Genomic DNA, 22720 nt, shown 5'->3' with positions numbered 1-22720 from the left:
AGTAGTTATAGAGAATAATAGAGATTATGGATTTAATAATGAAAATAATTCTTTTAAAATAAAAAAAATAAAGAGATATGATGAAAATATAAGAATTTATTTGGATTTTAATAAAAACAACAAAGTGATTAAAAGAAGAACTCTGAATGTAGAAATTCAAGAAGGAGTATTTGGAAACTCATCTAATGGTTGTAGTATGACATTTACACAGAAAAATGAAGATGCTATTTTAGATATAATTGATGTAACACCTAAAAATATTAATAAACGAAATATGAAAATTAAATTTAGTGATGGTGAGTTTGTACTATATGGACCTTGGGAGATGGAAATTAAATAGGGATATAAAGTTATTTATATAATAGTTAAATATTGTTATAATTAATATTAATAAAAATTGTGCAATGTAATGGGGGATTTGTTATGGAATGTTTAAGATGCAATACAGAGCTTAAGTTTTTAAAGGAGTATAGATTTGATTCACAAGATAATAATAGAGGTATACTAAAATCTTTATTTGATGTTGAAGAGCATTTAATTTTTAAAGTATATGTATGTCCAGAGTGTAAACATAGTGAGTTTATATATAATGGAAGTCATACTTGGATTGATTGTTAAAATAATATATAATTTAATTATAATTAAATTATAAGTTGTCTCAAAATAATAATTATTTGAGGCAACTTTTTTTGTGAAAATAAATTAATAATGTCGAAAAAGATATAATTACTTTTTATAAAGCTAAAAAAATTATAAAAATTAAGTATATATATATTGAAATAATTTTAAAATATAAATAAAAATAAATATAGTATTATAAGAAAAATTAATGATAATTATAAAAATTATAAATTTTACTTATAAATTAATTCATTATATAATATAAAAATATATTAGTTAAAATTTTACATATATAAGCCCATTACAAAGGAGGAAATTATATGAAAGACATTATAGTAATAGGTGCGGGAGTAGTTGGTTGTGCTATAGCAAGAGAACTATCAAAATATAAATTAGATGTATTAGTTATAGATAAAAATGAAGATGTATCAGAAGGAATATCAAAAGCAAATAGTGGTATAATCCACGGTGGATATAATGAAAAAAAAGGAACTTTAAAAGCTAAATTAAATTTACAAGGAAATAAAATGATGGATGAACTAGCCAACGAATTACAATTTCCTTTTAAAAGAAATGGGGCATTAGTATTAGCATTTAATGAAGAAGAATTAGAGAGATTAAAATTATTAAAATCTAACGGAGAAAACTTAGGAGTTGAAGGATTAGAACTTTTAAATAAAGAAGAAGTGTTAGATTTAGAAAGTAATATAAATCAAGATGTAGTTGGTGCATTACATGTTAAAACTTCAGGTATAGTAAGTCCATATGAAATGACTTTAGCATTAGGAGAAAATGCTGTTGAAAATGGAGTTGAATTTAAATTAGGACTAGCTGTTACAGATATAAAAAGAGAAGATAATGGATATAATTTAAGTTTAAATAATGGAGAAAACTTAAAAGCTAAGATGGTTATAAATGCAAGTGGACTAGGTGGAGCATATTTAAATAATTTAATAAGTGAATTTAAATATGAAATAAATCCAGTAAAAGGTGAATATTGTTTATTTGATAAAGTTGCAGGAGGTATGTGTAAAAAAATACTATTCCAAGTACCATCTAAATTAAGTAAAGGAGTTTTAGTAACTCCAACGGTTGATGGTAACTTATTACTTGGTCCAAATGCAAAAGCAGATAATGGTATATCTACTTCAAGAACTGGTATAGATGAAATAATGGAAAAGAGTAAGAAAACAATAAAGGAATTACCATTTAATAGAGTATTAAATACATTTAGTGGGTTAAGACCTAAAGTTGAAAGTGAAGACTTTATAATAGAAGAAGCTAAGGATAATCCTAACTTTATAAATGTAATAGGAATAGACTCACCAGGTCTTACTGCAGCACCTGCTATAGCAACTTATGTTATAGATTTAATAAGTGATAAAATACAATTAACTAAAAAAGAGAATTTTAAATCAACTAGAGAAAAAATGATAAGAATGGCTGATTTAAATATAGAAGAAAAAAATAAACTTATAAAAGAAAATCCATCATACGGAAAAATGGTATGTAAATGTGAATTTGTTACAGAAGGTGAAATTATAGATTCTATAAAAAGACCTTTAGGTGCAACAACATTAGATGGTATAAAAAGAAGAACTCGTGCAATGATGGGTGGATGTCAAGGAACAGGATGTATGATACCAATAAGTATGATTTTAAGTAAAACTTTAAATATAGATATAAGCGAGGTTAATAAAAATTCTAAATCATCTACAGTTGTTGGATTTAAGGAGGACTAATTATGAAAGAGTACAATTTAATTATAGTTGGCGGTGGAGCGGCAGGTATACTATGTGCAATAGAAGCTAATAAAAAAGATATAGATAATATATTATTAATAGAAAAAGATCCTGTTTTAGGTGGAGCTTTAAATTTAGGAAATTATAATATAAGTAGAGAAAATGCTATAAATGGACAAGAGTATAAAAAGACATTAATGGAACGTTTTGATAAGTGTAGTGTTGATTTAAAATTAAATACTATGGTTTTAAAAATAGAAGAAAATAATGAGGTACTTTGCACAAGTTCGGAATTCGGTATAGAAAAGATAAAAGGAAAAAAAATAATTTTAGCTAATGGTGCAAAAGAAGGTTCAAGAAAGGCTATAAGTATGGTTGGAGATAGATGTTCTGGAATATTAACTGTAGGAATGGCTAAAAAAATATTTAGCATATGTAATATGATACCTGGTAAAAACATCCTTATAGATGGCTATGAAACTTTATATATGATACAAGAGCAACTTAAAGATAAAAATATAAATGTTGTTGGTATAATATCTGAAAATAATGATATTGAGACTTATGGACTTACAGATAAGATATACAAAGATTATAAAATAGTCTCTATTCAAGGAGCTGGTAGAATAACTAGTGTTACTTTAGAAAAGGATGGAAAAGAAAAGGTTGTAGAGTGTGATACTTTAATGTTTGCTAGACCTATGATTTCTGATGGATTAGTATCTATGAGAAGTAATATAAAGTTAAATCCTACAACAACAGGACCAGAAGTCGATGATAAATTTATGACTTCAAGAGAAAATATATACGCTTGTGGAAATGGAATATATATTCATAAATTTATAGAAGATATAGAAGAGGAATGCAGTAAATTAATAAAAGGACTTAATAATTAAATAAGTTGTTTATGTTAAAAATACCCAATAAAAAGCTACATAAAATAAGTGTTAAAAACTTACTTTATGTAGTTTTTTTATTATAATATGAAAAATGATGCGGCTATAATTAAATAAACTGCAAGTAATTGAACACCTTCAAGCCAGTTAGATTCTCCATCATGAGAAACCCTATTAGCTATAAGTACAGATGCAATAAGTGCAATTAACTCAAATGGATTAAATACTATACTCATAGGTGTGAAAAATAAACTTATGAATATTAAAACTGGTGCAACAAATAAAATTATTTGTAAACTAGAACCTACAGCTATTTCAAGAGCAACATCCATTTTATCTTTTCTAGCCATAATAACTGCAGTACTATGTTCTGCAGCATTACCTATTATAGGAATTAATATTATTCCTACAAAAAATTGACTCCATCCTAAGCTTTCAGTTATTGGCTCTATACCATTTACTAAAAATTCACTTTCTATAGCTATTAAAATAGTAGAAATAACTAATATGGATATAGCTTTTTTTAATGACCATTTAGCATTTCCTTCATGTTCATCATTATTATTGTAGATATGTTTATGAGTACTAAATGAGAAAAATAAACTAAGTGCATATATAACAATCATTACTACAGCCACAAAAATACTTAATCCTTCATATCTAGTATTAAGAAGTTTAGGATCTACCGTATGAGTAAATAAGGCAGGGATACATAATCCTAATACTGCAAATAATAGCATGCTTGAAGAAACTTCAGATACTTTTTGATTAAACTTTTGAGTTTTATACTTAAGTCCTCCAGCTAACATACTTGCACCTACAACAAGTAATATATTTCCTATAACAGCACCTGCAATAGACGATTTTACAACATCAAATAAACCTTCTTTAAGAGCAAAAAATGATATTATAAGTTCTGTTGCATTTCCAAATGTACCATTTAAAAATCCACCGATTTTAGGTCCAGAATAAAAAGAAATTTCTTCAGTACCTTCACCCATAAGGCCAGCTAGTGGTATTATTGATAAACAGGATAGTATAAACATAATACTATCAGAAGCATTTAAAAACTTAGCTATAAAGCTTATAGGTATGAATATAAGCATATATTTTAATATCTTCATTATTAAATAAACCTCCTTATAAAGTTGCTATAGTTATGTTGCCCTTAATATAAGGAAATTATATTAATTACTTAAATATAGATAAATAAAATCATTATATAAAAATACAAATAGCCATTTTATTCAAAATAAAAATGGCTATTTGTATATAATCTAAGAGCATATTATACACTTTTTTTATTACAAGTAAGTATATTTTTGATAATTATATTATTTTAAAGCATCTAATGCTTTGTCATAATCTGGTTCTTCAGTTATTTCATTTAAGTATTCTACATAAACTATTTTGTTGTTCTCATCAACAACAAATACAGCTCTAGATAAAAGTCCTAGCTCGTTTATGTAAACACCATAATTTTTACCAAATTCTCTATCTTTGTAATCAGAAACTGTTTTTACTTTGTCAATTTCTGCTCCTCCACACCATCTACCTTGTGCAAATGGTAAGTCCATAGATATTGTATATATAGTTACATCACCTAATTTTGCTGCTTCTTGGTTAAAACGTCTTACCTCTGTATCACATACTGGTGTGTCTAATGATGGCACTGTTAAAAATACTCTTTTACCTTTAGTATCACTTAATTTAAATGGATTTAAATCATTATCTACAACTGTAAAGTCAGGTGCAGTATCGCCAACTTTCACTTGAGTTCCTTCTAATGTTAATGGATTTCCTTGAAATGTTACTTTCATTGTATTGCCCTCCTAATATAAATTTAAATTCATGATTATTTTGATTTCTTATTAATATATTTATACTTAAATTTAAGTTATAGCAAAATTTACATTTATAACTATATAAAACTTTTTTAATAATATGTTTTTATAATTTAAACTCTATTTATTTTTAGACAGTATATTTGAATCGTATACTTTTAGCTCTTTATTAACTATTGCCAAAAACCATACTAAAGATACTCCTAATATAGCATGTCCAAGCCCTGCAATATGGCTAAGACCCACAAAGTCAGAACCTATAACTTGTAAAATACCTCTGATTGATAATGTTATTATTAAGTACAATAGTCCTAAATTATACAGCACTATCCATTTATTAAAACTTTTATTATTAGAAATAGTAAAGTTTTTTTCTAGTAGTAAAACTATTATAAAAAATAAAAATCCTAGAACTAAAGTATGAGTATGAACTGATTTAAGCACAGTATATCCAGAAAAGTTATTAAGCTTTGTAAACTCTCTTGAAAAGATTCCCATAACTAGTCCAAATAATAAATAAAATGATGAAATTTTAAAATATTTTTGCATTGTATCCCCTCCAAATAGATATATAATAGCTTATACCTTATATTTAACTATTTAAACACTAAGTATAAATGAATACTTGAAATTAAAATTAATCAATTGAATTTATATATTAGAGTACATATACTTATGTTATAAATAATATTAGATAAATTTAGTAATTATAATATATTAAAACGTATTGGGGGAGATTGAGTGAATGCAATAGAAATAAAAAACTTAACTAAAGTTTATGGTAAAAATAGAGGAATACAAGATATTAATATATCTGTCAAAGAAGGAGAGATATATGGATTTATAGGTCCTAATGGAGCAGGTAAATCAACAACTATAAAAACTCTTTTAAATTTTATATACTCAACTAGTGGAGAAGCATTAATATTTGGGATGGATAGTGTAAAAGAAAGTGAGAAGATAAAAGAGTATATAGGTTACGTTCCTAGTGAAGTAAGATATTATGATGATGTTAAAGTAAAGGATATTATAAAATATGCTCAAAGTTTTTACCCTAAATCAAATAAGGAATATGTAGATAGAATATGTAATGAATTGGAATTAGATATGAATAAAAAAATGGGTGAATTAAGTTTAGGAAATAAAAAGAAAGTAGCTATAGCTCAAAGTTTAATAAACAATCCGAAACTTTTAATATTAGATGAGCTGACTAATGGATTAGATCCTTTAATGCAAAAGAAATTACTTAATATATTGATAGAAGAAAAGGAAAAATGAAATACTGTTTTCCTATCATCTCATAACTTGGTAGAGGTTCAAAATTTGTGTGATAGAGTTTGTGTAATAAAGGAAGGGAAGATTGTAGATATAATAGAAATAGAGAAATCTAAAACAGAACTTAAATTAAAGGTAACTTTAAGTAGTAGTGACATAACCGATGATATAGTTTTAAATTTAATTGATAAAATCTTAGATAAAAATGGAAAATTATATACTTTTATATGTTCAAAAAATATAGACTCTCTTGTAAAAGAGCTTGCGAACTACAAGATAGATGAATTACTAATAGAAAAAGAAAATCTTGAAGATGCATTTTTAAATTATTATGAAAATAATAAGGAGGAAGTTTAATGAATATATTTAAGTTTGAATTTAAAAGGTTATTAAAGTCTTGCATAATATGGTCACTAGTTTGTGGGGCATTAATTACTTTATTTATGAGTCTATTTCCCACAATGGAAGATATGGGAATGCAACAAATTATAAATGATAAAATGGGAGGTATGCCTGTTGAAATACTAAAGGCTTTTAATATAGATTCTAGTATGGACTTTACAGATATATTTAATTACTTAGGTTATGCTATTCAATATATTGCTATGGCAAGTGCTGTTTATGGTGCTATATTAGGTGTTAATTCTCTTATAAGAGAGGAAAGTCAGGGTACGATAGAGTTTTTATATTCAAAGCCTATAAATAGATTAAAAATAGTTACATCAAAGTTATGTGCTATAGTTGCTATATTTTATGTTTATATCTTAATAATTGGTACAATTACTATGGGAGTATGTTATATGGTAAAGCCTGAAGAGGTTGAAGTTATGAATTTAATTATGAATATAAAAGTAGTATTTATAGGTATATTATTACTTGGACTTATATTTATATCATTAGGAACTTTAATATCTTCAATTGTAAAATCTGATAAAGGAGCAATTCCTATATCAATAGGAATATTTTTTGTTTCTTATTTTTTAGGAATAATAGGAAAACTTAAGGATAGCTTTAATTGGTTAAAGTATTTTTCACCTTTTGATTACTATGCTCCTAGTGAAATTTTAAAAGATGGGTTTGAAGTTAAATTTATTATAATTGGAATTTATGTAATAATTATTTCGATAATAAGTAGCTATTTTATTTATAGTAAAAAAGATATGAATATATAGTAAAAAACTTTATTATAAATTGGACTAATTTTTTATTATTGTATTATGAATATGATAAGTATAACTTGTGGTTTAGAGAGTAAACTTTGTATAAAAAATGACCTGTTTAAATAATTTTAAACAGGTCATTTTAAGATATAAAGGAATTTATATAAAATAGTATCTATAGTGCTTTTAAAGCAACAGCATTTAATAAACTCCAAGGTTTATTAAAGTGTGGTTGGAAGAAGAAATCAGTCATAGCTAACTCTTCAATTGTCATTTCATTTTGTATAACTACAGATAAAGTATTCATATATTGAGTTAAATCTATATTAGATATTATTTGACCACCTAGTATTTTTCTAGAGTCTTTATCAAATACTAACTTAACTTTAGCTTCTTCAAATGTAGGCATAAATTCTGGTCTATAGTTTTCATCTATTGTTACACTACCTACATTATAATTTGTTGTATTTTTAGCCACTTCTTCAGTAAGTCCAGTAGAAGCTATACACTTATTGTATATTTTTATTCCAGAAGTACCTTGAGTCCCCATATATTTAAGTGTTGGTTTTATTAAGTTTTTACCAACTAAAGTCCCCATTCTAACTGCATTAGTAGCAAGAGGTATATATCTAGTGTCTTTTGCAGGATTGTATTTAACTACACAGCAATCTCCAGCAGCAAACACATCTTCTTCACTAGTTCTCATATATTCATCTATTATTATTGCTCCATTAGGTAGAGTTTCTAATTTTCCCTGAACAAGTTTTGTATTAGGAGCAAATCCTATACATAAAACTACTAAATCAGCATTATATTCACCTTTGTCTGTAATAACTTTTTTTACAGTATCAGTTCCTTCAAATTTTTGAACCTTTTGTCCTAGGACTATATTAACGCCTTTATTTTTAAATTCAGTTTCTGCTATATCTGTAAATTCTTTATCTAGATATTTAGCCATAATTCTATTTTCAGCATCTATAAGTGTAGTGTTTTTACCTTGCATTTCAAAGGCTTCAGCAAGTTCTACCCCTATGTATCCTGCACCTATTACAACAACATTCTTAGCGTCTTTACTTTTTTCTATTATATTTAAAGCATGGTTATAGTTTTTGCACAAAACTATGTTATCTAAAGTACCACCTTCAAATTTAGGAACGATAGGCCAAGAACCTAAAGTTAAAACTAATTTATCATAATTATCTTCAAATACTTCATTAGTTAATAAATTTTTTACTGATAATTTTTTATTTTTAAAATCTATATCTAAAACCTCATGTTGCATTTTAGTTTGAGCACCTAAAGAGTTTAAAGCTTCAGGTGAACTATAAAATAACTTTTCAGTTGTGTCTATAACTTTACCTACATTTAATGCTATACCACATGATAAAAATGATACATTATTATTTTTTTCGTAAATAACAACTTCACTATCAGGATAATTTTCTTTTATATTAACAACTGCAGCAGTACCTGCATGTGTACATCCAACAACTACAACTTTCATTTATTATACCTCCTACGAGTTTTATTATTTATATTATATTTATACCTAGATTGATAATTTTAAAACAAAAAGTTATAAATTTATCCAAAAAAAATATCAAATTTTATTAACTATATTAGTTTGGTAAAAATATATGATTAATATACTTAGAATTTACAATGATTTTAAGTAATAATAGGTTATGGTATTTAAACTAGTTATAAAAAAATCTATGTGATATAATTAACCATATATTGGAAAATTATATATAATGATGATACTAAAAAGAAAAGATTTTAAATTATTTATAATTTAATTTATATTCAGGAGGATAATTATGGAAGATATAAATAGAGATTGTAAGATGATATTAAAACATATAAAAAAGTGTATAAATGCTATGGATTTTGATGGATATACTGATGCCGGTATAATTGGATATTTTATTAAACTTCCCTTTAAAAGGATTCACATGAATCATTTTAAAGAAATAGAATACTATACAAAAAAGATAATTAAATATACAGAGGAAAATAATATAGATATAAAAATAGATAGATTTGAAGAGTATGTAAATTCTTCGATATTATATAATGCATCTCAGATATCAATATTAGCGTATGAGCAATATGAATGTAAAAGTAAGTATTTAGAAGAACTAAGGAAGAGTGTAAATACTTTATTAGATATAATAAATAAAGAAAGTATTTAATACTAAAATTTTTAATTAAAATTAAATAAAAGATAGATTTTATGAAAAAGCATTTTATTAGAAACTACTATTCTATTTTCTATAGACGGTAGTTTTTTTATTATTAACAATATTGTTAGTTTTAAATTAGAAAATAGGAATTTTATTAAAATTTTTAAAAAATATTATAACTTTTTATAAACTTAAACTGTCTAATATATGAAAGGAGGTAAGTTATGGACGAAAAATTAATAAAAAAAGCTGTAAAAGGAAATTTTAATGCCTACAGTATACTAGTTAATGAACTTAAAAGTGATGGGTATAAATTAGCATATACAATACTTAAAAATGAACAAGATAGTATAGATGCATATTTACAGGCTGTTGAAAAAGGACTCAAAAATATCAAAAATTTAAAAGAAGTAAAATACTTTAAAAGTTGGTTTTTAAAGATAGTTATAAATGAAGCTAAAAATATAATATCTAAAAATAGTAAAGTAATATATTTAGAAGATGTAAAAGATTTAAAAGAAGATAAAGAAATTAATAGAGAAAATAAAATTGATTTAGAAAAGTCGCTTCAAAGTATAGATCCACAAACAAGAGAAATGATAAAGATGAAATATTATATGGGATATAAGCTTGAAGAAATAGCACAAATTCTAGATTTATCAATAGGAACGGTTAAAGGAAAAATGTATACTGCTTTAAAAAATATGAGAAAGGAGCTTAGTGATAGTGAAAATAGAGGATAAAGATATAGATAAATTATTAGAAGATTTTCAAGGCGCTGATATAAAAGTACCTGATAATTTAGATGAAAAATTAAATGAAAAGTTAAATTCTATTAAGCCTAATAAAAAATATAAGTCAGTAAGCAAATACTTAGTATCATCAGTACTTATTTGTATATTATCATATGGATTTATTCCATCTTTTAGAATTTTTGCAAATAATGTATTTGAATATATATTTGGAGATTTAGGGATTGAAAATGCAGTACAAAATGGGTATAAAGGCATAGAAAATCAAACTATAAATATAAGTGGATATGATATTGAAATAAGTAATATATATATTGATAGTTTAAGACTAAGCTTTGATACTACTATAAAAAATGCGGAAGTTGAAAAAGATAAACAGGGAAATTATATGAATACATATTTTATAAACGTAGTAGATGGATATGAACTAGGAAGTATAACTGTTGATCATGGTTTAAATGATAATAGATTTAATACAAATATTCAGATAATAGGTGATGGTATTACAAAGTTATATAATGAGAAAAAAGATAAGATAGAGATTAAATTAAGATTGACAGAGGGCCAATATGGAGAAATTTACAAAGAAGAAATTATTGGAGAGAAAAAAGTTTTATTTAATATTCCAAAAGAAATATATGATAGCAAAACTATAAACTTAAATAAAACTGTAACTGATGGTAAATTAAAGGTAGATATAAAAGATTTAAAAATATCACCTACGATGATGTATTTAAGAAGTGGTGGGGGTATAGATGGTATAGGTGATAGCTTTGGTTTATATAATTTTAAGATAGTATCAGAAAAAGGACAAATATATAAGGATAATATGATATTATCAGCTACAGGTGATAAGGATAACTTAAGACAGACTATAGTACCATCTATATATTATGATGATAGCAAAAAATTCTCATTAAAAGCCGATGGATTCTTAATAGGACATAAGGCAGAGGTTAATATTAGATTAGATGATACTTATCCTAAAAAGATAAATTGCTTAGGTACTGATATAACTATAAATAAATTTGAGCGTAATGATAAAGGATTAAATATTGAAATCGAAGTTAATGACAGTAATTTTAGTTACTTTGGAGATGTGAATTTAGATGGAAGCTATTGTGCTGAAGAAGGGTATAGTGAGAATAATACTCATGAGTTTGTATTTAATATTAAGGAAAAAGATAACTATAAATTAATTGTTGAGCCTATAATCAAATATAAAATTCCTATAGACATAGATTTTACAAAAGAATAGTTAAATTTAATTGCAATAATAAGGAAAGATACAAATAAAAGACAAAAACAATAAAAGTTAAAAAAACAAGATAATATAAATATTAAAGAATTTACATTAACACAAACAGCATTAAATTATTAATGGAGATTTAACCTAATGGAATAACTAGTGAGTTAATTAGTTATTCCATTAGGTTAAAAGTTAATGTATTATGTTGACAGTTTAATGTATTATGTTACATACTTTACTTGAAAGTTATTTTTAAATAAAGGGGGATAAACTAGCTATGAAAAAGTTTATAGCAATTTTAAGTATGTTTTTATTTACTTTTACATCTAGCACTAGTACATTAGTTTATGCTAATGAATTACAAACAAATAGTAAAAGTAGTATGGAAGAACAATATGAAATTTACAATGGAGAAGGAGAATTATTAGGTGTAACTAATAATTTAGATGAGGCTGAAGAATACTTATCTAGATTAAATTCCGAGAATTCTGATGAAAGAGGGTCTACTGTATATTAGGTAGCAAAAACGGTAATTGGAAAAGCGTCACCAATAATATTAACTACATGTGTTGTTTACAAAGTAGGTCAAGTTGTATTAGGAAAAGCACAAGTCATTGATGTTATAGATTTAATAGTTCCAGTGAAAACATTAGCTGAAATAGCAGGAACTGTAAAAAATCTACGTATATATAGTAATTCAATAACAGTATCAAATCCATATCCACCTCATTCCTATGAGGGAGCAACTTGGGCAAAAAGGAATTTTTATTATATAATAGGTAATTAATTATTATGATAGATTTTTTATATAGTAATAAAATGCAATTTATTATTCACTTAATATTATCAATTTATATTTTATTATATTACGGTATGGATATATTTGAAAAGTTTTATAGAAAAAAATATAATAATGACAAGTATGAAACAAATGTAAAATCAAATAAAATAATTGGATATTATTACTTAATCGTTGAAACTTTTTTTTTAATAATAAATATTCAAAATATAAATTACGTTTACATAATTATTCATATAATAAGTTCAATAGTAATAATAATATCAATAATGCCAATTAATGAAAAGCTATAGAATGATAATTATCCATTCTATAGTTTTTTTATTTAATAATTTAAATTAGTGATTTTAAAATTAAGATTAATATTATATTTGTATTAAATCAAATGGGATTGTTTTAATATAAATATCCACATAAATACCGTAACCACACAAAAAGCAGACGTAAATACAACTATCTGGCCTGCAAGATCACTATCTGAATCCATTTGTTGAGCCATAGTAAAAGATGAAATTGCAGTTGGTGCAGCAAATATAATCATAAGTGTAGAAAGTTCAACACCTCTATATCCAAACATAATACATATAGGAAGTATGATACATGGTGTCAATATAGTTTTTCCGACAACAGCTATAGTTGTTTGTTTTAGGTATTTTTTTATATTGTCAAATTTAAAAGATGCTCCAAGTAGTATAAGTGAAAGTGGAGTAGCTATTTTTGAAACATCACTTATTGTTTTTTCTATTGCTGTAGGAATTTTAATTTTAAGAAGTAAAGTAAGTATACCTAAGCAAGATGCAATTATAAGTGGATTTTTTATTATTCCTATAGATATCTTTCTAAAATCAGGTTTACCACCTCTGAAAGTTTCGAGTGCAATCACTGATAAAATATTGAACAGTGGGACAATAACTGCAATTAAAAGAGCAGCAACACCAACTTTTTCACTTCCAAATAAGGACTCTGTTATAGGAATACCGAATATTACAAAGTTACTTCTAAATAGCCCTTGAAGTAGAGCCCCTCGCTTTTTATTATCTTTTTCTATTAATGGAACTATTAGATATAATATTAAATATAAAGCTATTACACAAGTTGCTGAAAATATCATTAACTTTAAATTGAATACGCCTTGTAAATCAGTTTTATATATGTTGTAAAATAATAACATAGGTAAAAATGATTTAAATGTAATGTTGTTCATCGTATCTAATGTATTATTATCAAACATATTAAGAGATTTAAGAAAATAACCTAATGACATTGTAATAAATAATGGTAAGACAACATTAAGTGATAATATAAGATTCTCCATAATAATTTCCCCCGATTGCAGTAATTGTTAACATATACAATTATAGATTTGATAATTTTAAAAATCAAATATAAGGATGTTTTTTTAGTGTTTATTAGATTTTAATACTATTAATACAATACAAGTTTATGTATATTTTAAACAATAATCTAATATTATTGAAAGAACTTAGTTTATTGATAATGTTAGATTATAAGAATAAATGTATTAGTAAGGATCTTATAAATTATAGATTAAATAATGTAAGTAAAATAGTTAAATGCTCAAATGCTTTCTTTGAATAAACAAAAAAATTGAAATAGATAATATGCTATAAATAATATTTAAATTGTAATTTTAGGAATAAAATGAATATTATAAAATTTCAGAAAATTTATTGACAAATAAAACTAAAGTAATTATTATTTAAAATATAAGTAGCAAATAAAAAATAACAACAAACGCTAAGAAAATGAGAGTACCTTTAAGAATACTTTTACAGAGAGTTCCTATTTGGTGAGAGGGAGCGAAGGATATTAAAGGGAAAATGGCCTTGGAGCGGTGTACCGAGATCTTTTTGATTTAGGCTACAACGGGTTCACCCGTTACAGTGATAGAGTATAACCGAAATATTTTGGTGTACTTGATGAGGTTTGTATCGTGAGGTACAAATAAATTAGGATGGTAACACGAAGTTTTAACTCTCGTTCCTAAGACTTAGTTCTTAGGTTCGGGAGTTTTTTTGATATCTAATAAAGTATATTTTTAACCAAATTAATTTTAAGTAAAATAAATTTTAAAATTGGAGGGGGAAAAGATGATAAGAATAAAAGGGGTAAATAAATACTTTGGAAATACACAGGTGCTAAAAAACATTAATGTGGAAATAAATAAAGGTGAGATTTTTGGTTTAGTAGGGCACAGTGGAGCTGGAAAATCAACATTACTAAGATGTATAAATGGATTAGAAAGCTATGATGATGGAAGTATAACTGTAAATAATAAAGAAATAAAAGATTTAACATCAAAGGAATTAAGAGAATTTAGAAAAGATTTAGGTATGATATTTCAACATTTTTCATTATTAGAGAGACTAACTGTATATGAAAATATAGCACTACCATTAGAATGTTGGGGATATTCCAAAGAAGAAATAAATAAAAAAGTAGATGAACTATTAAGGCTTGTTGGATTGGAAGCTAAAGCAAAAAATAAGCCCAAACACCTAAGTGGGGGTCAAAAGCAAAGAGTTGCTATAGCAAGGGCACTTGCATTAAATCCCAATATACTGCTTTGCGATGAAGCTACATCAGCACTAGATCCAAATACTACAAAATCAATACTATCTTTACTTAGAGACATAAATAAAAAGCTTGGAATAACTATAATAATAGTTACACATCAAATGGAAGTTGTAAAAGAAGTTTGTAATAAGGTAGCAATATTAAAAGATGGTAAAGTACTAGAGTGTGGAGATACAGAAGATTTATTCTTAAATCATTCAGAGTGTTTAAAAGAACTATTAGGTGAGGAAGAAGTAGTACCAAATAGTGGAGTTAATATAAAGCTATTCTTCCCTAAAGAGTTTTCAAATGGCTATATAATAACTTCTATGGCTAGAAGTTTGGATATAGATTTTTCAATAGTATGGGGAAAACTTGAAAAATTTAGAGATGATGTATTAGGATCGCTTATTATAAATATTCCACAAGATAAAAAAGAACAAGTGATAAATTATTTAAATTTAACTGATGTAAAATGGGAAGTATTACAAAATAAAGAAAATAAAATTAATAATAAAGAATTAGAAAGAGCATAAAAGGGGGGATTTAAATGAAAACTAATTTTTTAGAATTTGCAAAAGATATTTTAATAGAGGCATTTTTCCAAACTTTATACATGACAGCTGTAGCAACAATATTTGCTACAATTATAGGATTTATAATTGCAATAACTTTAGTAATAACTGACTCAAATGGACTTAGACCAAATAAAAAATTAAATGATGTATTAGGGGGGATTATAAATACTGTTCGAAGTTTTCCGTTTATCATATTAATGGTGGCAATAATACCACTTACAAGATTTATAGTAGGTAAGGCTATAGGAGTAAATGCAGCACTTGTACCACTTACAATAGGAGCAGCACCATTTATAGCTAGAGTAATAGAAAGTGCATTAAAAGAAGTTGATAAAGGTCTAATAGAAGCTGCAAAATCATTTGGGGCATCTGATTTTCAAATAATATTTAAAGTAATGATAAAAGAAGCAATGCCATCAATAGTATCAGGAATAACATTATCTACAATATCAATACTAGGTTATACTGCAATGGCAGGTGCTGTAGGCGCAGGAGGATTAGGGGCAGTAGCACTTACATATGGTTATCAGAAGTTTGATACATCAGTAATGTTGTATACTGTACTCATATTAATAGTAATAGTTCAATTAATTCAATGTATAGGGAATTTAGCTTATAAAAAGCTTAAATAAAATTTACTTTGTAAAGGATATTCATATTAAACTATATAAAAATTAAGGGAGAAAATAAAATGAAATTAAAAAAATTATTAGGATTAGCATTATCAGGAGTATTAACAATATCAGCAATAGGATGTAGTAAAACACAACCAGAAAATATTGATGAAAAAGGAAATAACAAAATTGTTATAGGAGCTTCGGCTGTACCACATGCAGAAATATTAGAAGAGGTAAAACCTATACTTCAAGAAAAAGGTTATGAATTAGATATAAAGGTATTTGATGATTATACTTTATTAAATACAGCATTAGATGAGGGTTCAATAGATGCTAACTTCTTCCAACATGTTCCATACTTAGAAGATACAATAGATGGTCAAGGGTATGATTTAACATATACTGCAAAGGTTCATATAGAGCCAATGGGATTATATTCAAAATCTATAAAATCATTAGATGAATTAAAGGAAAATAGTACAATAGCTATACCTAACGATGCTAGTAATGCAGCAAGAGCATTAAAATTATTAGAGGATAATGGAGTTATAAAGCTTAAAGATGTTGAGTCTCCTGGAGCTAAGGATATAGCAGAAAATCCTAAAAATATAAAAGTACAAGAACTGGATGCAGCTCAATTACCTGTAGTTTTAGTGGATGTAGATGCAGCAGTAATAAATACTAACTATGCATTAGAAGCTGGTTTAAATCCAACTAAAGATGCAATAATTATAGAATCAAAAGAGTCACCATACGCAAATATATTAGCTTGTAGAACTGCAGATAAAGATAGTAAAGCAATAAAAGCTTTAACAGAAGTTTTAAATAGTGAAGAAGTTAAAGAATTTATAAATGAAAAATATAGTGGAAGTATAGTACCAGCATTTTAAGAATTCATAAAGGGGAGAGATAAAAAAATGAAATTAAAAAAATTAATAGGGTTAGTATTATCAGGAGTATTAATAGTATCATCGGTTGGATGTTCTTCAAGCAACGAGTCAAGCAAAAATGATAAAAAAATAGTCGTTGGATGTAACTTAGTTCCAGGTGAAGAGCTTTTAAAAGCTGTTAAGCCTCTTATTGAGGTTGAAGGATATGAATTAGAAGTAAAGGTATTTAATGATTATGTATTGCCAAATACAGCATTAAATGATGGAGAATTAGATGCTAATTTATTTCAACATAAACCTTTCTTAGAAAAAACAAATGAAGAAAAAGGATATGATTTAGTTGCAGTAGAGCCACTTTATGTATGTCCTATAACTTTATATTCAGATAAAAGAGATTCATTAGAAGACTTACAAGATGGTGATACAATAGCTCTTACTAATGATCCAAGCAATGAGTCAAGGTCCTTAAGATTGCTAGAAAGTGCAGGGTTAATTAAAATAAAAGAAGGTGAATTAGTAACATCGAATGATATAATAGAAAATCCTAAAAACTTAAAGTTTGTAGAAGATGAAGCATCACTACTGCCAAGTATATTAAAAGATGTGGAGGCAGCATTTATAAATACAAACTTTGCTGTAGCAGCAGGAATTAATGCAAATGAACAAGGAATATTAATTGCACCAACTGATAATACTTATGCTAATATAATAGCGAGTAGAAAAGGTGATGAAGAAAGTGAAAAGATACAGGTTTTAAAGAAGGCATTAACATCTGATGAAGCAAGAGATTTTATAAATAATGAGTATAAAGGAACTATAATTCCTATATTTTAAGTTAGAGTATACCTATCTAAAAATATATAATAATTGAAGTTGTGTGTGATATAGATTAAATAATGAAGTTAATTTATATAAGTTAAAAAAGACTGGATATAATTTTAAAATTATATCCAGTCTTTTTTGATATAAGTATTTTATATTTTATAAGTATTTTGGACAAATTATAATAGTAATCTATAAATTTGAAGTGTTTTAACGATATGTTGGTTAGGAAAAATAAATTTTAAATAATATAAAAAAATTAAATGTAGATACTAATATTAAATAATTTGTTAGGGAGGATGAGGATGCGAGCACTATTATTTAGAATCATTTACTTTTTTGTATTTTTCGGAACATCTACTATAGCTGGTATGTTAATTCCATTTTTACAGTATAAAGGATTTGATCCTATACAAACAGGAAGTTTAATTAGCTTATTTACATTAAGTGGTCTAGTGGGACTTTTTTCCATTGGATATTTTTGTGATAAGCTTAAAACTATAAAAAAAGTATTATTTCCATCACTTATAATAACGACTATAACTGGAGCTATAGCAATTTTATTTAATAAAGGTATAGTATTTTACATAGGATTTTTTTTAATGGGATTGTTTAATTCTATGTTAGGACCTCTTTGTGATAGTTGGATTATGGAAAGTAGCAATGATATAAAATCAAGATTTGGACAATTAAGAGCTTTTGGTTCTGTAGGATGGGCATTTGGAGTTTTAATTGTAGGTTTTGTTATTTCAAATTTAGGATATAAATATGTAACCTTTATATATGTAGGATCGCTTTTAGTTGGAATATTTTGTGCATTTAGATTAAAGGATGTAGTTAAAAGTTGTGAAGGAAGTATAAGTTTTAAACCTTTATTAACAAATAAAGATTACATATTTATAGTAGTTACACTTTTAATTATATGTATAGGATTTAGAGGATATTTACAATTAGTTCCTTATGGAATAACAAGAATTGGAGGAAATACATCAGACTTAGGTATATACAATTTTATATGTTCCGTAAGTGAAATAGCAATGCTAATACTTTGTGGTAAGATAATGCATAAACTAAGTCCAGATAAATTGCTTATATTATCTCCTATAGCAATATTTATACAAATGTCAGTACTTTATTTTATACATAATATTTATGCTATATATTTAAGTGGATTACTTCAAATATTTACATATCCAATTATTCTTATGGTAGGAAGAACTATGATAGATAGGGTATGTCCTGAAAATTTAAAAACAACTTCTCAGCTTATGGGATTTGCTATGTTTAATAGCTTAGGCGTTATTATTGGTTCTTTTGTAGTTGGTTTTTTAATAGAGTATTTAAAAATTGATAGAGCTATTCTTATTATGATGGCAGTGGCGATTCTAGGGGTTTTATGCGCCATACTTTATGATAGAAAAACAAAGGATAAGACAATATAATAAAACATTTATAGATTATTTTAGAAATTTTATAAAAAAAATATATAATGAATTTAAAATATATAAAATTATACTAAAATAATTATAAACATAAATAGTAATTTCCTTGGACAAATCTACCAATAATAAGTTTTAGGAGGATATATTATGTTATTTGAAAATGTGAAATTTAAAATAGAATATATAGAAGAATGTATAGATAATGATGCTAATAGAAGTTTTATATTTACTGTAGATATAAAGGATTTTGATACTCCAACATTAAACTTAGTTTATGATTTAGAGGAAGATATTATAATTAAAACTTATATAGATGAACAATTTGAAAATATTCCGAAAAGTCATGTTGTATATAAAATGTTTAGCTTAATTGAATATGAAGTGATTGAAATCATAAGGTTTATGATAGATCATATGTAGCTTGTATTTATTTTAAGATTTATTTTTATAAAGAGCTTATACAAAAATTTATTTTGATACTAAGTACAAAAAGGAATATAGCATTATTAAATATGCTATATTCCTTTTTTACGCTTAAGGATATTATAATATTTAAAAAAATGTGGATAACTTCTGAATGTAAGTAATATCAGTCAACTGGTTTTGAGCGTAAAAAAGATTTTGAGCAACGGACGAAGTCGTTGGCGACATGAGCGAAGCGAATTTTTTATTTATAAATGTAATTAATAAAAATTTTATGTTATCTTTATTTTATTGATGTAACATTATATCCCAAATCTGATATTACAGCTTTTATTTGTTCATCAGATACATTATCATCAACTTCAACTGTAGCACACTTGTTTTCTAGGCTTACATCTATTATTTTAACTCCTTGAATATCTTCAGTTAGAGCTTCTTTAACATGATTTACACAATGCCCGCAGCTCATACCTTCTATTCCTATTCTTTTTCTAGTCATATGTAATTCCTCCTTATATAATATATAAATATTATTCCATTTAATAAAAATTTTATAGATACAAATGTTTAATGAGAAGATTAGTTAAGTTAGATTTTAAAGGTAACAATATAAATCAGATGACATAATATATAAAAATAGTATATTTAGAGGGGGAGGGGAAATCTAAATGGATTGCTTTAAAATAGAGGAAAATAAAGGATTAATTAGGTATTTGAATGTTCTACCTTCACAACAAGCAGTTGATATATATGTTGATAATAAACTTTTATACTCAGATATAAAATATAAAGACTTTACACCATATGTATATATGGAAAATAGACCATATAAAATTGATATAAATGAAGCTGGTACAAAAAATATATTAATAAAAACAACATTTAGATTACCAGATGAAAACTTATTTACATTAGCTATTACAGGAAATGTAGGCCAAGAAGCTTTAATAATTGTAGATGAGGATGTAGAACAAAAAACATCAAATACTCAAGCAGTACAGAGATTTATTAACCTATCACCAGACTTACCAATAGCAGATGTTTTTTATAATGATAAGCCCGTAGTAGACGATATAGACTATAGAGATCAAACACTATACGAATATTTAGACCCAGGACAATATACTGTATCAGTAAGAGGTAACTTAACTGGAAATGATATAGTGACATCAAATATTCAATTTAAACCTGATAGAATATATTCAATATATATAATTGGAAATCCACCTAATATAGAACTTCTACAATCAGTAGATGGAAATACTTATGCATGTCCACAATAGATATATAATAAAAATAAAGCTGTATTAACTTATATACAGCTTTATTTTTTACGTATGAGTAAATTATATGATAAAAAATTATGTGAATAAAAGAAATATAAGTAGTTGTATAATAGTAAAAAGATTTTTAGCAAATTAAAATTTAAGCTGTAAATACTAAATATCCCATATATCCAAAGTATAGCAATGATAAAGTTATACTTTCAAACTTACTAATATCATTTTTTCTATATGCATAGAAATAAACTAATACCGTAGATAAAATCATTATAGCACCGTCTATTATTAATTTAGGATCTACTGTCATAGGAGAAATTAAAGCTGAAGCACCAATAACAAATAGTATGTTAAATATATTAGAACCTATGACATTACCTAAGGCTAAATCACTTTCCCCTTTAGTAGCAGCTATAACTGATGTTACAAACTCTGGAAGAGAAGTACCAATTGAAACTACTGTAAGGCCGATTAGTTGGTCACTAACACCAAAGCTACTAGCAATATCTGATGCTGAATTTACAACTAAGTTTCCACCAAATATTATTGCTGCTATACCTATTATTGAGATTAATATAGATTTAATCATAGTATTATTTTTTTCTATAGCTTTAACATTGCTCACATCAATATCAACAGAAGTTTCTGGATCACATAAATTTTCTTTTCTATTTTTCATAGCAGAATTTATTAGGTAATATAAGAATACTGCGAATAAAATTAATAAAATTATACCATCCATACGACTTATAATATTAATAGAAGAGTTAAAAAGTAAAGAGTCTAAAGATAATATAACTAAGATTATAGATGTTAAAAGAACAAATGGAAATTCTCTAGATAATATTGATTTTTCAACCAATAAAGGTTTTATAATACCAGATGCACCGATAACCATTAATAAGTTAAATATATTAGAACCGATAACATTACCTATTGCCATACCATTTTGACCATTTACAGAAGCTGTAATACTTACAGCGGCTTCTGGAGCACTTGTTCCAAATGCAACTATTGTAAGTCCTATAATCAGTGATGGAATTCTTAGTTTTTTTGCTATGCTTGAAGAGCCATCAACAAAGTAATCTGCACCTTTAACAAGTAAAATAAAACCAATTACTAATAAAATATAATTCAAAATTCATACCTCCAAATTTATTTTTATAATTAAAAAAGACCCTCTAAAATAGAAAGATATAAAAATATCTAACTATTTTGAAGGTCTTGCTATCAAGTATAAAAACTTGTTAATCAACCGAGTGATTTTAAACACTGAAATGACGACTGATTAACACTAAAAGTGTAAGCTACTCCCCTTCAGGGATTTAATTAATTATATAATAATTATATGATTAAGGATACAAAAAGGCAACAAAATTTTGAAAATTTAAAGATATAATTTTGGTTGATGAATCAACAGGAGCACTTTGTACAAAATAAGTGTGCAAATAATTGAGTTAATAAAGATATAGCAAAAGATAAACTAGGAAGTTTAAGATAGGAGTATTAGCTCCTACTTTCATGTATTAATTAGAATATCACAAAAATATTTTTAATTATCAACCAT

The 22720-nt window shown here is 25.7% G+C and carries 26 protein-coding genes and 1 other annotated feature; of the genes, 19 read left to right on the top strand and 7 right to left on the bottom strand.

Going from position 1 to position 22720, the window contains the following annotated elements; genetic code table 11:
• Positions 1-100 precede the first annotated feature (100 nt).
• The 4 genes from BN7997_RS12265 (at position 101) to BN7997_RS12250 (ending at position 3259) form a co-directional block, all read left to right on the top strand.
• Complete coding sequence (locus tag BN7997_RS12265; RefSeq protein ID WP_071121046.1) at positions 101-340, top strand: hypothetical protein; 240 nt, start codon at positions 101-103, stop codon at positions 338-340.
• A gap of 83 nt (positions 341-423) precedes the next feature.
• The gene (locus BN7997_RS12260) at positions 424-618 is read left to right on the top strand and encodes a hypothetical protein (RefSeq protein WP_071121045.1); all 195 of its coding nucleotides are present in this window, start codon (positions 424-426) and stop codon (positions 616-618) included.
• Positions 619-941: 323 nt separating this feature from the next.
• Complete coding sequence (locus BN7997_RS12255; protein ID WP_071121044.1) at positions 942-2363, top strand: NAD(P)/FAD-dependent oxidoreductase; 1422 nt, start codon at positions 942-944, stop codon at positions 2361-2363.
• A gap of 2 nt (positions 2364-2365) precedes the next feature.
• On the top strand, positions 2366-3259 hold the full coding sequence (locus tag BN7997_RS12250; RefSeq protein WP_071121043.1) for an FAD-dependent oxidoreductase: 894 nt from the start codon (positions 2366-2368) through the stop codon (positions 3257-3259).
• An 80-nt stretch (positions 3260-3339) separates the two neighbouring features.
• On the opposite strand, the gene cax is transcribed toward BN7997_RS12250, so the two are convergent.
• From cax to BN7997_RS12235, 3 genes are all read right to left on the bottom strand, one after another.
• The gene (gene cax, locus BN7997_RS12245) at positions 3340-4383 is read right to left on the bottom strand and encodes a calcium/proton exchanger (protein ID WP_071121042.1); all 1044 of its coding nucleotides are present in this window, start codon (positions 4381-4383) and stop codon (positions 3340-3342) included.
• 210 nt (positions 4384-4593) lie between these two features.
• Positions 4594-5079, bottom strand: a complete 486-nt coding sequence (gene tpx / locus BN7997_RS12240) for a thiol peroxidase (protein ID WP_071121041.1) — start codon at positions 5077-5079, stop codon at positions 4594-4596.
• A 144-nt stretch (positions 5080-5223) separates the two neighbouring features.
• On the bottom strand, positions 5224-5652 hold the full coding sequence (locus tag BN7997_RS12235) for a DUF2871 domain-containing protein (protein WP_071121040.1): 429 nt from the start codon (positions 5650-5652) through the stop codon (positions 5224-5226).
• Between the two features lie 192 nt (positions 5653-5844).
• Here BN7997_RS12235 and BN7997_RS16095 point away from each other — a divergent pair, with 192 nt between their 5' ends.
• From BN7997_RS16095 to BN7997_RS12225, 3 genes are read left to right on the top strand one after another with little or no spacing between them, the layout of a single operon-like run.
• Complete coding sequence (locus tag BN7997_RS16095) at positions 5845-6381, top strand: ABC transporter ATP-binding protein (protein ID WP_242873420.1); 537 nt, start codon at positions 5845-5847, stop codon at positions 6379-6381.
• 45 nt (positions 6382-6426) lie between these two features.
• Positions 6427-6735 (top strand): ATP-binding cassette domain-containing protein, encoded by a 309-nt coding sequence (locus BN7997_RS16090; protein WP_242873419.1) that lies wholly within the window; start codon positions 6427-6429, stop codon positions 6733-6735.
• Positions 6735-7550 carry an ABC transporter permease subunit gene (locus BN7997_RS12225; protein WP_071121039.1) on the top strand — a complete coding sequence of 272 codons (816 nt, stop codon included), beginning with the start codon at positions 6735-6737 and terminating at the stop codon, positions 7548-7550. The genes BN7997_RS16090 and BN7997_RS12225 overlap by 1 nt, the downstream gene beginning before the upstream one ends.
• A gap of 163 nt (positions 7551-7713) precedes the next feature.
• Here BN7997_RS12225 and BN7997_RS12220 read toward each other — a convergent pair whose 3' ends face one another.
• Entirely contained in the window at positions 7714-9042 is a 1329-nt protein-coding gene (locus tag BN7997_RS12220) for an FAD-dependent oxidoreductase (protein WP_071121038.1), read from the bottom strand.
• A gap of 316 nt (positions 9043-9358) precedes the next feature.
• Between BN7997_RS12220 and BN7997_RS12215 the strand changes: the two genes are divergently transcribed.
• The 5 genes from BN7997_RS12215 (at position 9359) to BN7997_RS15655 (ending at position 12512) form a co-directional block, all read left to right on the top strand.
• Entirely contained in the window at positions 9359-9733 is a 375-nt protein-coding gene (locus tag BN7997_RS12215) for a hypothetical protein (RefSeq protein ID WP_071121037.1), read from the top strand.
• Between the two features lie 215 nt (positions 9734-9948).
• Positions 9949-10467, top strand: coding sequence for an RNA polymerase sigma factor (locus BN7997_RS12210; protein WP_071121036.1), 519 nt, complete (start codon positions 9949-9951; stop codon positions 10465-10467).
• Positions 10451-11734, top strand: coding sequence for a DUF4179 domain-containing protein (locus BN7997_RS12205; protein WP_071121035.1), 1284 nt, complete (start codon positions 10451-10453; stop codon positions 11732-11734). The genes BN7997_RS12210 and BN7997_RS12205 overlap by 17 nt, the downstream gene beginning before the upstream one ends.
• 268 nt (positions 11735-12002) lie before the next feature.
• Complete coding sequence (locus BN7997_RS12200; protein ID WP_071121034.1) at positions 12003-12242, top strand: hypothetical protein; 240 nt, start codon at positions 12003-12005, stop codon at positions 12240-12242.
• 123 nt (positions 12243-12365) lie between these two features.
• Positions 12366-12512 carry a hypothetical protein gene (locus BN7997_RS15655; RefSeq protein ID WP_154665257.1) on the top strand — a complete coding sequence of 49 codons (147 nt, stop codon included), beginning with the start codon at positions 12366-12368 and terminating at the stop codon, positions 12510-12512.
• 388 nt (positions 12513-12900) lie between these two features.
• Here the strand turns inward: BN7997_RS15655 and BN7997_RS12190 are convergent, their stop codons facing one another.
• Complete coding sequence (locus tag BN7997_RS12190) at positions 12901-13839, bottom strand: AEC family transporter (protein ID WP_071121032.1); 939 nt, start codon at positions 13837-13839, stop codon at positions 12901-12903.
• A 436-nt stretch (positions 13840-14275) separates the two neighbouring features.
• Positions 14276-14533: a binding site (T-box leader), on the top strand.
• Positions 14534-14635: 102 nt separating this feature from the next.
• On the opposite strand from BN7997_RS12190, the gene BN7997_RS12185 reads away from it, so the two are divergent.
• The 6 genes from BN7997_RS12185 (at position 14636) to BN7997_RS12160 (ending at position 19870) form a co-directional block, all read left to right on the top strand.
• Positions 14636-15637: a methionine ABC transporter ATP-binding protein gene (locus BN7997_RS12185; protein WP_071121031.1), complete on the top strand. Its 1002-nt coding sequence runs from the start codon at positions 14636-14638 to the stop codon at positions 15635-15637.
• Positions 15638-15651: 14 nt separating this feature from the next.
• Positions 15652-16311: a methionine ABC transporter permease gene (locus BN7997_RS12180; RefSeq protein ID WP_071121030.1), complete on the top strand. Its 660-nt coding sequence runs from the start codon at positions 15652-15654 to the stop codon at positions 16309-16311.
• A 59-nt stretch (positions 16312-16370) separates the two neighbouring features.
• Positions 16371-17186, top strand: a complete 816-nt coding sequence (locus BN7997_RS12175) for a MetQ/NlpA family ABC transporter substrate-binding protein (protein WP_071121029.1) — start codon at positions 16371-16373, stop codon at positions 17184-17186.
• A 27-nt stretch (positions 17187-17213) separates the two neighbouring features.
• On the top strand, positions 17214-18020 hold the full coding sequence (locus tag BN7997_RS12170) for a MetQ/NlpA family ABC transporter substrate-binding protein (protein WP_071121028.1): 807 nt from the start codon (positions 17214-17216) through the stop codon (positions 18018-18020).
• A gap of 293 nt (positions 18021-18313) precedes the next feature.
• Positions 18314-19450, top strand: a complete 1137-nt coding sequence (locus tag BN7997_RS12165; RefSeq protein WP_071121027.1) for an MFS transporter — start codon at positions 18314-18316, stop codon at positions 19448-19450.
• A 147-nt stretch (positions 19451-19597) separates the two neighbouring features.
• Complete coding sequence (locus BN7997_RS12160) at positions 19598-19870, top strand: hypothetical protein (protein WP_071121026.1); 273 nt, start codon at positions 19598-19600, stop codon at positions 19868-19870.
• Positions 19871-20156: 286 nt separating this feature from the next.
• Here the strand turns inward: BN7997_RS12160 and BN7997_RS12155 are convergent, their stop codons facing one another.
• A complete protein-coding gene (locus BN7997_RS12155) occupies positions 20157-20372 on the bottom strand; it encodes a heavy-metal-associated domain-containing protein (protein ID WP_071121025.1) in 216 nt (71 codons plus the stop codon).
• Positions 20373-20541: 169 nt separating this feature from the next.
• On the opposite strand from BN7997_RS12155, the gene BN7997_RS12150 reads away from it, so the two are divergent.
• Entirely contained in the window at positions 20542-21156 is a 615-nt protein-coding gene (locus tag BN7997_RS12150; RefSeq protein WP_071121024.1) for a DUF4397 domain-containing protein, read from the top strand.
• 142 nt (positions 21157-21298) lie between these two features.
• Here the strand turns inward: BN7997_RS12150 and BN7997_RS12145 are convergent, their stop codons facing one another.
• A complete protein-coding gene (locus BN7997_RS12145) occupies positions 21299-22291 on the bottom strand; it encodes a calcium/sodium antiporter (RefSeq protein ID WP_071121023.1) in 993 nt (330 codons plus the stop codon).
• Positions 22292-22720 lie beyond the last annotated feature (429 nt).

This window comes from Romboutsia timonensis, assembly GCF_900106845.1.
In the GTDB taxonomy this organism is placed as follows: Bacteria; Bacillota; Clostridia; order Peptostreptococcales; family Peptostreptococcaceae; genus Romboutsia; species Romboutsia timonensis.
This window is presented reverse-complemented; position numbering and strand designations above follow the sequence as displayed.